11 protein-coding genes are annotated in these 13643 nt (G+C 51.3%); 6 read left to right on the top strand and 5 right to left on the bottom strand.

Annotated elements, in window-relative coordinates:
• Positions 1–52: 52 nt before the first annotated feature.
• Both FH871_RS05595 and FH871_RS05590 read right to left on the bottom strand, forming a co-directional pair.
• Positions 53–502 carry a GNAT family N-acetyltransferase gene (locus FH871_RS05595; protein ID WP_138990368.1) on the bottom strand — a complete coding sequence of 150 codons (450 nt, stop codon included), beginning with the start codon at positions 500–502 and terminating at the stop codon, positions 53–55.
• Positions 503–663: 161 nt separating this feature from the next.
• Complete coding sequence (locus tag FH871_RS05590; protein ID WP_138990968.1) at positions 664–1704, bottom strand: RluA family pseudouridine synthase; 1041 nt, start codon at positions 1702–1704, stop codon at positions 664–666.
• A gap of 140 nt (positions 1705–1844) precedes the next feature.
• Between FH871_RS05590 and FH871_RS05585 the strand changes: the two genes are divergently transcribed.
• The 3 genes from FH871_RS05585 (at position 1845) to FH871_RS05575 (ending at position 4283) form a co-directional block, all read left to right on the top strand.
• A complete protein-coding gene (locus tag FH871_RS05585; protein WP_138990367.1) occupies positions 1845–2294 on the top strand; it encodes a hypothetical protein in 450 nt (149 codons plus the stop codon).
• Between the two features lie 6 nt (positions 2295–2300).
• Entirely contained in the window at positions 2301–3182 is an 882-nt protein-coding gene (locus FH871_RS05580; RefSeq protein ID WP_138990366.1) for a 1-aminocyclopropane-1-carboxylate deaminase/D-cysteine desulfhydrase, read from the top strand.
• A gap of 108 nt (positions 3183–3290) precedes the next feature.
• Positions 3291–4283, top strand: a complete 993-nt coding sequence (locus FH871_RS05575) for an aldo/keto reductase (RefSeq protein WP_138990365.1) — start codon at positions 3291–3293, stop codon at positions 4281–4283.
• Positions 4284–4336: 53 nt separating this feature from the next.
• Here the strand turns inward: FH871_RS05575 and FH871_RS05570 are convergent, their stop codons facing one another.
• The 3 genes from FH871_RS05570 to FH871_RS05560 form a co-directional block, all read right to left on the bottom strand.
• Positions 4337–4888: a cupin domain-containing protein gene (locus tag FH871_RS05570; RefSeq protein ID WP_138990364.1), complete on the bottom strand. Its 552-nt coding sequence runs from the start codon at positions 4886–4888 to the stop codon at positions 4337–4339.
• Between the two features lie 250 nt (positions 4889–5138).
• Entirely contained in the window at positions 5139–8135 is a 2997-nt protein-coding gene (locus tag FH871_RS05565; protein ID WP_138990363.1) for a PAS domain-containing protein, read from the bottom strand.
• Between the two features lie 111 nt (positions 8136–8246).
• On the bottom strand, positions 8247–9818 hold the full coding sequence (locus tag FH871_RS05560) for a serine hydrolase (RefSeq protein ID WP_138990362.1): 1572 nt from the start codon (positions 9816–9818) through the stop codon (positions 8247–8249).
• Between the two features lie 99 nt (positions 9819–9917).
• Between FH871_RS05560 and FH871_RS05555 the strand changes: the two genes are divergently transcribed.
• The 3 genes from FH871_RS05555 to FH871_RS05545 all read left to right on the top strand — a co-directional run bounded on the left by FH871_RS05555 (position 9918) and on the right by FH871_RS05545 (position 13621).
• A complete protein-coding gene (locus FH871_RS05555; RefSeq protein WP_138990361.1) occupies positions 9918–12116 on the top strand; it encodes a radical SAM protein in 2199 nt (732 codons plus the stop codon).
• Between the two features lie 355 nt (positions 12117–12471).
• Positions 12472–12693 carry a VF530 family DNA-binding protein gene (locus FH871_RS05550; RefSeq protein ID WP_138990360.1) on the top strand — a complete coding sequence of 74 codons (222 nt, stop codon included), beginning with the start codon at positions 12472–12474 and terminating at the stop codon, positions 12691–12693.
• 10 nt (positions 12694–12703) lie between these two features.
• Positions 12704–13621, top strand: a complete 918-nt coding sequence (locus FH871_RS05545) for a glycosylase (RefSeq protein WP_138990359.1) — start codon at positions 12704–12706, stop codon at positions 13619–13621.
• Positions 13622–13643: the final 22 nt, after the last annotated feature.

Genomic DNA, 13643 nt, shown 5'->3' with positions numbered 1-13643 from the left:
AGTGGTCCGAAAAGGCATTCCGGCACTTTCATGGTGTGGTGCGAAGTTACGGCTATTTATCAAAATCCAGGTGGCAATTCCACCAACCGGTATCGAAGCGGGTGTTAAATTGCTTGTAAAACTGGATGGCGGGCTCGTTCCAGTCCAGCACCTGCCACATCATGCCCGTACAATCCGTTTGGCGGCCTTCTGTAATGGTGGCATCGAACAACGCCTTACCCAACCCCCGGCCCCGAAAGTTTTCGTTAACAATAATATCTTCCAGATACAACCGCTTGCCTTTCCAGGTCGAATACCGGTAATAATACAACGACATGGCCACAATCTTGTTTTCGATTTCGGCCACCAGCACTCCGAAAAGCGGATTGTCGCCAAAACCGTCTTTCAGCATCTGTTCGGGGGTATTGGTCACTTCGTGGGGTGCTTTTTCGTACAGGGCCAGTTCCTGAACCAGTTCAAACAACTGCGGAACATCGGCGGGGATACCTTTGCGGATGGTCATTCGGAGAGACGGGGTAATGTTCAAAATTGAATTTTCTAAACTTTCGGTGTTTCGTTATTTGTATTTCGATATTCGGTGTTCTTTATTCATTATTCGATATTATTTACCAGTGTTTAAATAGTGAATATCGAATAAAGAACACCGAATATCGAATAAGGCAATTACCGGTTTTCGAGGTATTTTTCCCATTTCTCCAGCACCGACCGGAAATCATCCGGGAGTTCAGAGTCAAACTGGAGCCATTCGCGGGTTCGGGGGTGTTCGAAACCAAGCGATTTGGCGTGGAGGGCCTGCCGGGGCATCAGGGTAAAACAGTTCTGAACAAACGATTTGTAGGAACCGTTGGCATTGCCACGCAGAATGCGGTCACCGCCATATGTGGCGTCGCTGAAAAGCGGATGCCCCAGGTACTGCATGTGCGCCCGGATCTGATGGGTTCGCCCGGTTTCGAGTTTGCATTCCACCAACGAAACGTAATGCAGTGCTTTCAGGACTTTGTAGTGAGTCACGGCGCGTTTGCCCTGGCTGCCGTCGGGAAAAACCGCCTGCACTTTCCGGTCGCGGAGACTCCGGCCAATGTTGCCATCGATGGTGCCTTCGCTTTCTTTCAGTTCACCCCAGGCCAGGGCGTTGTAGGTTCGCTCGATGGTGTGTTCAAAAAACTGGCGGCCGAGGTGGGTCATGGCATATTCGGTTTTGGCAATCACCATCAAACCTGACGTGTCCTTGTCGATCCGGTGTACCAGACCGGGGCGGATGCTGCCGTTGCGCGAGGTGGGCAAGTTCTGAAAATGATACACCAGCGCGTTCACCAGCGTACCGGTCCAGTTGCTATACGCCGGATGCACCACCATGCCAGCCGGTTTGTTCAGCACCAGCACTTCATCATCTTCGTAAACGATGTTCAGCGGAATGTTTTCCGGCAGAATATCCGTATCGCGGGGCGGATGGGGCAACGAAACCGTAATGACATCCTGCGGTTTGATTTTATAACTCGCCTTGATGGCGTTGCCGTTGACCTTCACCGCTTCCGTATCAATTCCGTTCTGAATTTTGGTTCGGGTTGCGTTCGGCAATCGTTCGGTCAAAAACCGGTCAATCCGCAACAGGTTCTGGCCGGGATCGACCACGATGCGGAAATGTTCGTAAAGCTCGTCTTCGTCCGGGTCAGCAAGCACCGGCTCCTCGTCCTGCCGGGCCATGGTCTCAGGTTGTAACATCTTACAAAAGTACCAAGAATCAGACGTTTTAGCGAACGGTCACTGGTTTTTGTTAAAATATCGCGTGACCTTGTTACTTTTGTGTCGTCGTAAGGAAAACGACGTGTTGCAACCTGATACAAATGAAAATGTCTATCCCACCCCGCATGTGGCCTTTAAAGGCTACCTGTCTGAAAATTGCCCTCATTCTGCCCTTCGCACTGACGACCCTTTCCAGTTGCGAACCGGATGCCGTCGTTATCCCAGAAATCGAATATGGCGGTATTTTTACCGTGCAGGAAGCCGATCCGAAGGAAAGTTATTTGTTGACGCTGCGTAAAAATCCGGAAAAAGCGAAAACATTTACCATCGAAAATCTGGCCAATCTGGTCAAAGAACCGCTTCAGGCGACGGTAACAAACAACAAACTGGTGATTGTGGACCAGGCTTTTACCAACTATTTAGGTGACAAGTATACCATTTCCGGTGAGGGGGAACTCATCGACGAAACCCTGGTTCTGCGCTATTCCATCAATGGACATAATGGGTATGCCGGATCGGTTTTCGCGAAAAAACAGGGCGACGGAAAATAAACGCACGTGAATGACTTGCCGGCGGTTTCTGAATTTTCCCGACTGCAATTTCTGCCGAACCCTTTTCCGGAAGCGGTGCCCGTTCAGCTCTACCTGAAGCGGGACGATGAGTTACATCCGGCGGTGTCGGGCAACAAATGGCGCAAGCTCAAATACAACCTCGTCGAAGCGCGTCGGTTGGGTCACCAAACGCTATTGACCTACGGCGGGGCCTATTCCAACCACATTTATGCCGTTGCGGCCGCCGGTCGCGAATACGGTTTTTCGACCATTGGCGTCATCCGGGGGCAAGACCACCGGGAGCGTGACACCCCAACGCTGGCCTTTGCCCGTTCGCAGGGAATGCAGCTTCATTTCGTCACCCGGCAGCAGTTCCGGAACCTAAGCGATGCGGTTTTTCAACAGGATCTTCGGCAACGCTTCGGTACCTACTACGACCTGCCGGAAGGCGGCACCAACGCGTTGGCCGTGCGGGGAACGGCGGAAATTATCCCGGAAATTTTGCAGCAAATCAGTTCTTTACCAGACTACATCTGTTGTCCGGTCGGCACGGGCGGAACACTGGCGGGTCTGGAACGATCGGCCCCGAATGGCTTGAAGGTGTTGGGCTTCTCGTCTCTGAAAGGATTCATTCCTGAGCTAAACCGGCCCGGAAATGTGCAAACTGATTACCATTTTGGCGGATATGCCAAAACGACTCCCGAATTGCTGACCTTCCTTCGCAGCTTTGAACAGAAAACCGGCGTGCGAATCGAGCAGGTGTATACCGGAAAAATGCTGTACGGTATTTACGATTTAGCCCGAAAAAAAATCTTTTTACCAGACAGTAAAATTATCGCGATTCACACCGGCGGCTTGCAGGGAAGAAGTAACGAACTGGATGGGTAAAGCCTCCTTTCCAACGTTCTGTCCGGGCTTTGAGGACAGGTCCGAAGACAAGTAAAATCATCAGCCAGTCTTCTTTTAAAGTAAAATCAATAACCACAGAATAAACGGATGGAATATCGGAAATTGGGCGAGTCGGACGTAACGGTTTCGGCCATCGCCTTTGGTGCCTGGGCAGTTGGCGGCTGGATGTGGGGCGGAACGGAGCGAAAGGAGGCCATCGAAGCCATTCAGGCAGCGTATGATCTGGGCGTTACGTCCATCGACACGGCCCCGGTTTACGGCCAGGGAACGAGCGAAGAAATTGTCGGAGAAGCCATCAAAAGCATTCCCCGCGATCGGGTGCAGATTCTGACCAAGTACGGGATGCGGTGGGACCTGGCGAAAGGAACACTGGCTTTTCATACGAAAAACAACGACGGAACGCCGATCGATGTGTACAAATATGCCGCGAAGGAAAGCATCATCAAAGAATGCGAAGACAGCCTGAAACGACTCGGAACGGATTACATTGACCTGTACCAGATTCACTGGCCGGATGTTACCACCCCGATTTCAGAAACGATGGAAGCTGTGAGCCGGTTGATCGAGCAGGGGAAAATCCGGCAGGCCGGTGTTTCCAACTACAGTGTCGAGCAGATGAAGGAGGCTGAACAAACGTTGAAACTGGTTTCTAATCAGGTTTCCTACAGCATGGTCAAACGTGAGATTGAAGCCGGCCTGGTGCCGTATTGCCTCGAAAATCGGAAGTCGATTCTGGCTTACAGCCCGCTGGAACGCGGTTTGCTGGCGGGCAAAATCAAACCGGGGCATCAGTTTGCCGAGGGAGATCACCGGGTCAACTACAAGGCTTTCAAAGACGGGAACATCGCGCGTGTGTGGCCCTTCCTGGATAAAATCATTCCCCTGGCCGAACAGAAGCAGGTAAGCCTGAGTCAGTTGGTGATTCGCTGGACGATCGACCAACCCGGCATCACCGTCGCCCTCGTGGGTGCCCGGAACGCCGAACAGGCGGTTCAAAACGCCAAAGCCATCGACGTCCGACTGACGGCGGAAGAGATGGCTTTTATCAACCAGCAACTGGAAGCGGTTGCGTTGGTTTAAGAGGGCAACCCTGTCAGGGCCGTCGTACGGTCGAAGACCCTGACAGGGTTGGGTTACTTCAGGTATTTCCGGTAAAACGGCCGGTAGCCGAGCAGCAATGCAAACGGCGTCAGGAGCCCAAACACAATTTTCTGAACGGCAAAGGGCGGTTTGGCCAGACGGAACACCTGGTCAAAATGATTCATCATGAGGGCTACCTGCAAAAGGCCCGGCACCCCGTCGGCATTGGTTTTGCCATCACTCGCCAGCCCGGTGTTTAGCTCCAGCAAGTATTCTGTATCCATCGCTGGAATCGTTTTCCAGGCAACAACGGTTTTGTCGTCGGTGGCATTCCACATGGAATGAACGGTATTTTTTCTAATGTGGATTTTGTCGCCGGGCTGGAGTGTCTGAAGGTTGCCACCCAAACGAATGGTTAATGCGCCTTGCAACACTTCAAAATATTCGTCCTGGTGCGGATGGTAATGGGCCAGGGGCTCTTTGGAATGCGCTTCATAAGTCGTTATCAGCTCCAGAAGCTCGCCGTTGGTATCGGCTTGTGTCTGGATAAACTGAATGATCTGCCCGGTTTTCGGGTTCCGAATTTCTTTTCCTTTATGTGCCATGGTGTGTATTTGTTGTCAGGCGAAGATAGCAGGGCCTGTTCGCAGATACCAAGACATTGTTAGGAAGCGGTTGATGATTTGAGCCCCAGGACCTTGTTTTAACTTCGATATTCGTTATTCAATATTCATCATTCGATATTAAAATATTCATGAAGTTAAAATAAAGGATAGCAAGTAATGAATAACGAATAATGAATAATGAATAACGAATAACGAAGTTGAATAACGAATAATGAAGTTGAATTCCAACTCAAACCGGCAAATAAATCGTGAAAGAGGCTCCTTTGTTTAATTCACTTTCGGCGGTGATCAATCCCTGGTGGTTTTCAACAATTTTTTTGCATAATGCCAGGCCAATGCCCGTTCCACTGTATGATTTTCGCCCGTTTAATCGGTGGAAAATGGTGAAAATCTGTTCGGCATACTGCTGATCAAAACCGATACCATTGTCTTTAAAATTCAGTTTCACGTAAGCCCGGTCGGGTTGTAGATTCGGCATAGCTCGAACTTCTTCCGGCAAAAGAAGGGTTGATGAAACACGGATTTCAGGATTCTTTTCCGAAAACTTGAGTGAATTGCCAATCAGATTGGAAAAAAGCTGATTTAATTGCTGTGGAATTGCGTTTAAGATCGGTAATTCATCCTGAATAATAACTGCTTTTTTTTGCTCAATTAATAGCTCGAAATCAGTTTTAACATTCGCCAAAATCAAATTGAGATCGGTTTTTATAAAGAGTTCATCCGTTCTGGAAAGGCGCGAATATTCCAGCACATCTTTGATTAAAGCCGACATGCGCTGCGCCGAAGAACTGATTTTAGACAGCAGATGCTTCGACGATTCTTCATCGTGAGCAGTGTCGGTTAACAGTTCCGTAAACGTTTGGATCTTCCGCAGCGGTTCCTGCAAGTCATGGCTGGCGATGTAGGCAAATTGCTCCAGTTCGTGGTTGGTGCGAACCAGTTCGGCGTTTGTATTCCGAAGTTCGAGCGTTCGCTCCGCCACCCGTTTTTCCAATTCCTCGGCAATTTCCTCCAGATTCTTCCGGGCTACCACCTGCTGCGTAATGTCGATGGCCGACCCCAGCAGCCGGACGGGTTTTTGTTGGGCATCAAAAATCACTTTTCCAATTGCCCGTATCCAGTGAACGCCATGGTCGGGTTGGGCCAGCCGGGCTTCGTAGTGCAAACGACCCGTTCTGAAAGCCTCTTCGTGCGCTTTGGCCCGAATTGGCAGGTCATCCGGGTGAATGGCTCCACTAAATTCAGAATGCTGATGCGGCTGATTTGGGGCCAATCCGAAAATTTCCACGAGCCGGTCCGAATACTTAAAGAGGCCATGCTCGATGTCCCAGTCGTATGTTCCCATTTCGGCGGCTTCAACGGCCAGCCGGGATCGCTGTTCGGCCTCATAAATGGTAATGCGGGCTTCCACTTTCTCCGTCACATCGTTGACGGTAACCATGATACCGGAAACCGTTTGGTCGGTTCCAAAGAGGGGAGCATATTCAAAATCAAGGTAATATTTGCCCATGCCCTCCGGGGTGTTTACATAGGCGAGGGCTTCTTTTTCCGTGTACGATTCACCCGTTTTGAAAACTTTGGTAAGCAGATCGGGAAATGGCTGATCATGCAATTCCGGGAATATCTCCAGCAATTTTTTCCCCTGAACCTCCGAAAAGGGTCGTTTCCACAGCGTTTTCAGCATGGTCTCGTTGGCAATTTCGATGATCAGATCGGTTCCTCTGAAAATCGCCATCGCGATTGGCGACTGAATGACCAGATTCCGAAATTGCCGCTCACTTTCCTGAGTAGCGTGTTTGGATTTGACCAGTTCGGTCACCTCATTGGCCACAACGATGATGCCGCTCACCGACTGATCGGCTTCGCGCAGGGGCTGATAAACAAAATTGACATAGACGATGTCCGTTTTTCCAAACCGGTTGAGAGCGACGGCAAATTCGTTGCCAAAAAAAGGTTCGCCCGTTTCAACAACCCGGTTCAGCAATTCCAGGATGCCCTGGTTGCGAATTTCCGGCAAGGCATCCAGTATTGCCTTGCCGAGCGTCTGCTCCGCCGACTTTCCAATCAGATTGAGATAGGCATCATTGGCGGCCTCAAACACAAAATGAGTTCCCTGTAAAACCGCAATGCCCACCGGGGCCTGGTTGATCACATTCCGAATGTGATCTTCGGCCTTCAGGCGGTTCTGCGCAATCGTCAGTTGAGCCTGACGGTCGATTTCGGCTAACTGTTTCGCCTGTTTGAATTCGTTTTCGTGGCGTTCAATGGTATCGATGGCCGTAGCAATCTGTGAGCCGATTTGCTCTACAAAGTGCTGGTATTCCGTATCGAAATTACGATGGGGATTGAGTCCGACCAGCAGAATGCCTATCCGCTGTTCCGAACTGGTTTTTTGAACGGGTACAATAAAGGCGCTGTCGGGTAGTCGGTCTGTCAGGGATTGGACAATCTTGCTGATTTTATTCGATACACCCTGTATCCGAACCGGCTGACCGGTTTCAACTACGGTTTTGAGTTGCCAGAAATTGCCGGTGGCGTCGTCGGCGAGCGAAACGGTTTTTTCGAATGGATTTTCTTCCGGAACAATTCCCGAACAATGAATCAATTGGGCTTCCTGCCCGTCCGGATCGATCAGATAAAAGGCGGCAAATGGAATGTCTTTGTAATTCTGTCCCAGAATGTCAATGGCAATCCGGCCCACATCGACTTTTGTTTTTGCGGATAAAACCCGGCTGGTTAGCGCATTCAGCGTCTGCAACCGGCGTTGTTGCAAAACCTTGTTCGTTTCTTCGTGACAGGCACAGAACAGACCACCTACTTCCCCGTTTTCGTCGATGATGGGGCTATACGAAAAATTGAAATAGCCTTCTTCCGGAAATTCTTTTCGTTCCAGCAACAGCATCAAATCCTGGCCGTAGATCGATTCCTGCTGTTCAAAAACCAGATTTTTCATCGGAAGCAGGCTTTCCTCCCAGATTTCGGACCAGAGCTCGTTGGCGGGTTTGCCCAGAAAGGCCGGGTGTTTGCGGCCCATCAGCGGGATATAGGCGTCGTTGTGAAGGTTGATCAATTCCGGCCCCCACCAGATAAACATGGGGTAGCTGGACCGAAGCACGATGCTAACGGCAGTTTTTAAACTTTGTGGCCACTGATCAGGATCGCCCAGAGGGGATTTGGACCAGTCGAAAGCCCGCAGGAGTTGGCCCACTTCACCACCGCCTGCCAAAAAGCGGGGTAAATTGGGATTTGGTGTCTGTTTACTTACCAAGTCGATGTTCGAAAATAACCGGTTTTATGATAAAGTTACTAAATATAAAAATGCACCGGTAACACCCGCTTACTTCTTCACTTCCCTGAAATCCAGTTGCTGAATCAGGGCCGGGTTTTCGGGCGTGAGGGTAAAAAAGACGTCGATAGTTCCTTTTTCGCCTTCGATCAGGAAGCGGCCCCGAAGTTGATTCTCAGCGATCAACTCGCCGACGCGAACAACGGTTCCCACTTTGGTATACAAATCCTGTACCGTTTTTCGGCGGATTTCCAGCGACAGATCCGGGAAGAAATTTTCTGCAAAGAGTTTGCTTTCAGCCGCATTCTTCCAATCGGGGAAAAGTTGAACCAGTTCGGCTTTGCGTTGTGCCAGGATTTTGGAAACCGGAATCGTCCGGGGTTTTAAACCCGCCGTTGTAATCAGCGTATCCAGTGCCGCCCAGTTTACTGAACCCATGCCGGCGTAGGTTAGGTTCCCGAAGGCCACCACGCCAATCCCGTATTCCGGCATGATCCACCACTGACTGCCAAAACCGGGGAGTCCGCCCGTGTGACCCACATAGACCCGCCCGTCGCAATCGCGGCTCCAGCGCAGACCGTAGCCGTAGCTGCTAACCATCGGGCAGGCCCGGCCACTGGGGTATTTAAAACCGGCACTGAGGCTATTAAATGTCCAGGGTTGCTGCATTTCGCGCACCGAACTGCGTTTCACCGGCCCCGTTTCGGCAACGCTGCGAGGTGGCCAGGCCGACTCATGGAACGCCATGTATTTGCTGAAATCTTCCACGGACGTGATTAACCCACCCATCGCGCCGTATGATCCGTCGTGCAACAGTGGTTCTTCGAGCCAGGTATTATCCTGCCAGCGGTAGCCGTGAGCCAGCAGGGCTGGCGGTATTTTGGTATATTCCCAAACGGTTTGCGTCATGCCCAGCGGTTTGAAAATCGCTTCGTCGATGTACTGCTGGTACGGTTTTCCGGAAACTTTGGTGATGATGGCACCCAGCATCGCAAACCCCAGGTTGCTGTATTCATAGGTAACACCCGGAACATTCGAAAGAGACAGTCCCCCCGCAATCAGTTTGAGCAAATCGGCCGGGCTGTCGTCCAGTTGCCGGTCACCCCAGGGATTGTCTTCGGGAAACCCGGCCGAATGCGTCATCAGATTCCGAACCGTAATCAGGGGTGAATCCGAGGTGAGATACGGCAGTTTTTTCAACTCGGGAATGTAGAGGTAAGCCGGATCATCGAGCCGCAGTTTGCCTTCGTCCCGCAGTTTCAGAATTGCCATTGTGGTCACACTCTTGCTCATCGACGCTATGCGAAACAGCGACTTCGGCGTGGCAACGGTTTTCTTCGCCACATCCGTATAGCCAAAACCGCCCGCGTGTACCAGCTTTCCATCGACAACAATGCCAAACGCCAGCCCCGGAAAGTGGTTTTTTCCGGCGTGTTGGCGGTATAAACTGTCGATGATCGGAAAAACCGCTGCGATCTTTTCATTCCGCTGGGGATCGGCAAAAACCGGTGCCTGATACTGAGTCGAATAGGAGGCTGGCAGACGATCCCCCGCTGCGGGTTTAGGCTGGCTCTGGGCGATTGACGTGACGAGAAGGGCGAGGGGGAGGAGGAGTTTTTTCATGGCTGTATTCGGTTGCGCTAAAATAGGACGCATTTATGAAAAGAGCTATTTCTGACCAACAAGAACTACCTTTGTCTGGAACGAAGCCCCGGCAGCATCTTGGAACAGAAGATCCTTTTTATTACCCCGCCTTTCACGCAGCTCAACACGCCGTATCCGGCTACGGCTTACCTGAAAGGTTTTCTGAATACGAAAGGATTCCGTTCGCATCAGGCTGATCTGGGTATTGAAGTGATTCTGGATCTGTTTTCGGGTAACGGTTTGCGGACGTTATTTGCCGCACTGGACGCTTCGGATGCTGAACTGTCTGAAAACAGCTTTCGGATTTTTTCGCTCCGCGACGAGTATACCAGCACCATCGACCCGGTGATCCGGTTTTTGCAAAACAAAAATCCGACGCTGGCCCACAGCATTTGCGACCGTTCCTATTTGCCCGAAGCCTCGCGGTTTGCCCAACTCGATGACATGGACTGGGCGTTCGGCACGATGGGCATTCACGACAAAGCGCGGCATCTGGCCACCCTGTACCTCGAAGACCTCGCCGATCTGATCACCGAAGCGGTCGACCCGCACTTTGGATTCAGCCGGTATGCCGAACGACTGGGGCGCTCGGCCACGCACTTTGATGACCTGCATACCGCTTTGCAGGCTCCCGAAACCCTGATTTCGGTAACTTTAACGAACCTGCTCGAACAGCGGCTGCAACAGTGGCAACCCAACGTGGTTTGTCTGACAGTTCCATTCCCCGGAAACCTGTATGGTGCTTTGAAGTGCGGTCAGTATCTCAAGAAAAACCACCCCCATGTTGCCGTGATCATGGGGGGCGGTTATGCCAATACCGAACTCCGTTCGCTGAAGGAACCCCGGGTTTTTGATTACGTCGATTACATCTGCCTCGACGACGGCGAAGCGCCCTTGCTTTCGCTGCTGGATTTTCTGGCGGGTCAGCGCGACCGGGCCGGGTTGAAGCGGGTCTATGCCCGAACGGACGGCGTCGTGACCTACTACAATCAGAACCGGGAGCGCGATGTAGCGCAGCGCGATACCGGCACGCCCGACTACCGCGATCTGCGGCTGAACGACTATTTATCCGTCATTGAAATCGTTAACCCGATGCACCGGCTCTGGATTGACGGACGCTGGAACAAGCTGACGCTGGCCCACGGATGCTACTGGGGGAAATGTTCGTTTTGCGATGTTTCTTTAGACTACATTAAGCGGTATGAGCCCCTGACGGCGGCCCTGCTCTGCGATCGCATCGCGGAGATTATCGAACAAACCGGACAGAACGGTTTTCACTTTGTAGACGAGGCCGCTCCGCCCGCTTTGATGCGTGATCTGGCCCTCGAAATCATTCGCCGGAAGTTGACGGTAGTCTGGTGGACCAACATCCGGTTTGAAAAAAACTTCACGCCCGACCTCTGTCAGTTGCTGAAATTATCGGGCTGCATTGCGGTTTCGGGGGGGCTGGAAGTGGCGTCGGATCGCTTGCTCGAACGCATGAAAAAAGGGGTCACGGTGGCGCAGGTGGCGCGGGTTGCCGACGGTTTTACGCAGGCTGGCATCATGGTTCATGCGTACCTGATGTACGGTTTTCCGACGCAAACGGCGCAGGAAACCATCGATTCGCTGGAAATGGTGCGGCAATTGTTCGAAATAGGGATTGTGCAGTCGGGATTCTGGCACCGGTTTGCCATGACGGCCCACAGCCCGGTGGGATTGCATCCGGCGGGTTTCGATGTCCAGCGGATTGGCCCCGACACCGGTTTGTTTGCCGACAACGACCTGGACCACGACGACCCGCTGGGGGCCGATCACAGCCTGTTTTCGGAGGGCTTGCGGAAGTCACTTTTCAACTACATGCACGGTGTCGCTTTTGAGTTTCCGCTCAAAAAGTGGTTTGATTTCAAAACACCACCAACCAGCATTCCGCCGAAGTATATTGAGCAGAGTATCCGCCAATTGCCAGACAGCGGGTTTCGGCCGAATGCGATGGTGATCTGGCCGGGAAGTTTGCCGGTCGTATCCATTCTGGAGGTAAAAAAAGGCAATAAAAAATCTGAAATAGCCGAGTTGGTTTTCTACTCGAAGAAAAGTGAATGGGCGCTGGAGACGAGCGTACCGGTGGGAGAGTGGCTGGAGGGCGTGATGCCCAGGCTGGTGATTGGGAACCACGAGCCCTACTCCCTCGACGGCTTGAAAGCGGACTTTGAAGCCGTCGGTTTGGGGAGTTTTGGGACCTTTATACAGTCGGCAACCTGGCGAAATTTGCGTCAGAATGGACTGCTTGTTGTTTAAGATTAATAATCTTTTTTGTTGTCGCGTTTCGCCTGTTTGTCGGCCCGTTTTTCCTTCAACGTTTTCTCCGACGGTTTTTTTGCGCTTCCTTTTGTGGGTGCTTTTTGCTGTGCCATGGTTCTGGGGATTAGAATTTTATAGGTGAAAGAAAGTAAAGACAAAAAAGCGACTGAAAACCGACACGTTTTTAGCCCTGGTTCTCTTGTCTAACGTCTTTTCTCTTTAATCTGGCTTAAGATAGCCTTAAAAAACGAAAAATAAAGCGCATTGTATATTAAAAAGAAGATTTGCCCCGGAAAACCCCGGTTTCGCAACTTGGGCTATCTTTGCAGCCGAATGTAAGCTTTTTCAGATTATGACCCCACTTCAGCCCAACAATCCGCTTCACGGCAAAACCCTCGAAAGCATCCTGACGGAGCTGGTGGAGTACTATGGCTGGACGCGATTGGGGCAACGCATTACCATCCGCTGTTTCACCGACAATCCGAGCATCAAATCCAGCCTGACGTTCCTGCGCAAAACACCCTGGGCGCGGCAGAAAGTGGAAGAGCTTTACCTATCCCTTAAAACCAAGTGACCTGTTTTTTATGAGAAAACCCTACCTGATCTTCCTAGTTTCCACCTTGTTCTTTGGCGGTATGGTGTCCGAAAAACCGGCTCCCGACCCCGAATTTCCGGATGAACTCGTCCATTTTAAACCGTATGAAAACAACCCGGTTTTTGCCGGTACGAAGGCATCCACCTGGGATCATAACATCCGGGAACGGGGCTATATTCTTCGGGAGGGCCAAAACTGGTACCTGTGGTATACGGGTTATAAAGACGGAAAAAATACGACGAAATACCTGGGTCTGGCGACGTCTTCCGACGGGTTTACCTGGAAACGGCACCCGGAAAACCCCATTTATACTGCGGGTTGGGTGGAAGATATGTCGGTCGTGAAATCCGGCAGCACCTATTATATGTTTGCGGAAGGGAAAGAGGACGTTGCCCACCTCCTGACGTCGACCGACCGCCTTCACTGGGAAGAGCGTGGCCCACTCGATATTCGCGGTGTCGACGGAAAACCGCTCAGTGCCGGGCCGTACGGCACGCCGGCCATCTGGAAGGAAGGCAATGTCTGGTATTTGTTTTATGAAAGGAATGATGCAGCGGTTTGGCTGGCTACTTCCAAAGACCTGAAAAGCTGGAAGAATGTACAGGATGAGCCAGTTTTGAAATGCGGCCCGGAAAAATATGATCAGTTTGCGGTGGCAACCAACCAGATTATCAAGTACAAAGGTCTTTACTACATGTACTATCACGCATCCGCTTTCAAAGACTGGCGGGAGTGGACAAACAACGTGGCGGTTTCGAAAGACCTGATTCACTGGAAGAAATACGCTAAAAACCCCATCATGGAAAACAATACGTCGAGCGGATTTCTGGTTCATGACGGTACGAAATACCGGCTTTACACCATGCACCCGGACGTCAGGGTTTTTCTGCCCGCTTCCCAACCCTAATCAATTGATTTAACTTTCCCAA

Origin of the sequence: Larkinella sp. C7 (assembly GCF_006149005.1) — a bacterium.
In the GTDB taxonomy this organism is placed as follows: domain Bacteria; phylum Bacteroidota; class Bacteroidia; order Cytophagales; family Spirosomataceae; genus Larkinella.
This window is presented reverse-complemented; position numbering and strand designations above follow the sequence as displayed.

Excerpts from the sequence above, each read along its gene's own strand:
- FH871_RS05575 (WP_138990365.1), top strand. The coding sequence starts at position 3,291 with ATGGAATATCGGAAATTGGGCGAGTCGGACGTAACGGTTTCGGCCATC.
- FH871_RS05550 (WP_138990360.1), top strand. The coding sequence starts at position 12,472 with ATGACCCCACTTCAGCCCAACAATCCGCTTCACGGCAAAACCCTCGAA.
- FH871_RS05585 (WP_138990367.1), top strand. The coding sequence starts at position 1,845 with ATGAAAATGTCTATCCCACCCCGCATGTGGCCTTTAAAGGCTACCTGT.
- FH871_RS05570 (WP_138990364.1), bottom strand. The coding sequence starts at position 4,888 with ATGGCACATAAAGGAAAAGAAATTCGGAACCCGAAAACCGGGCAGATC.
- FH871_RS05595 (WP_138990368.1), bottom strand. The coding sequence starts at position 502 with ATGACCATCCGCAAAGGTATCCCCGCCGATGTTCCGCAGTTGTTTGAA.
- FH871_RS05590 (WP_138990968.1), bottom strand. The coding sequence starts at position 1,704 with ATGGCCCGGCAGGACGAGGAGCCGGTGCTTGCTGACCCGGACGAAGAC.
- FH871_RS05545 (WP_138990359.1), top strand. The coding sequence starts at position 12,704 with ATGAGAAAACCCTACCTGATCTTCCTAGTTTCCACCTTGTTCTTTGGC.
- FH871_RS05560 (WP_138990362.1), bottom strand. The coding sequence starts at position 9,818 with ATGAAAAAACTCCTCCTCCCCCTCGCCCTTCTCGTCACGTCAATCGCC.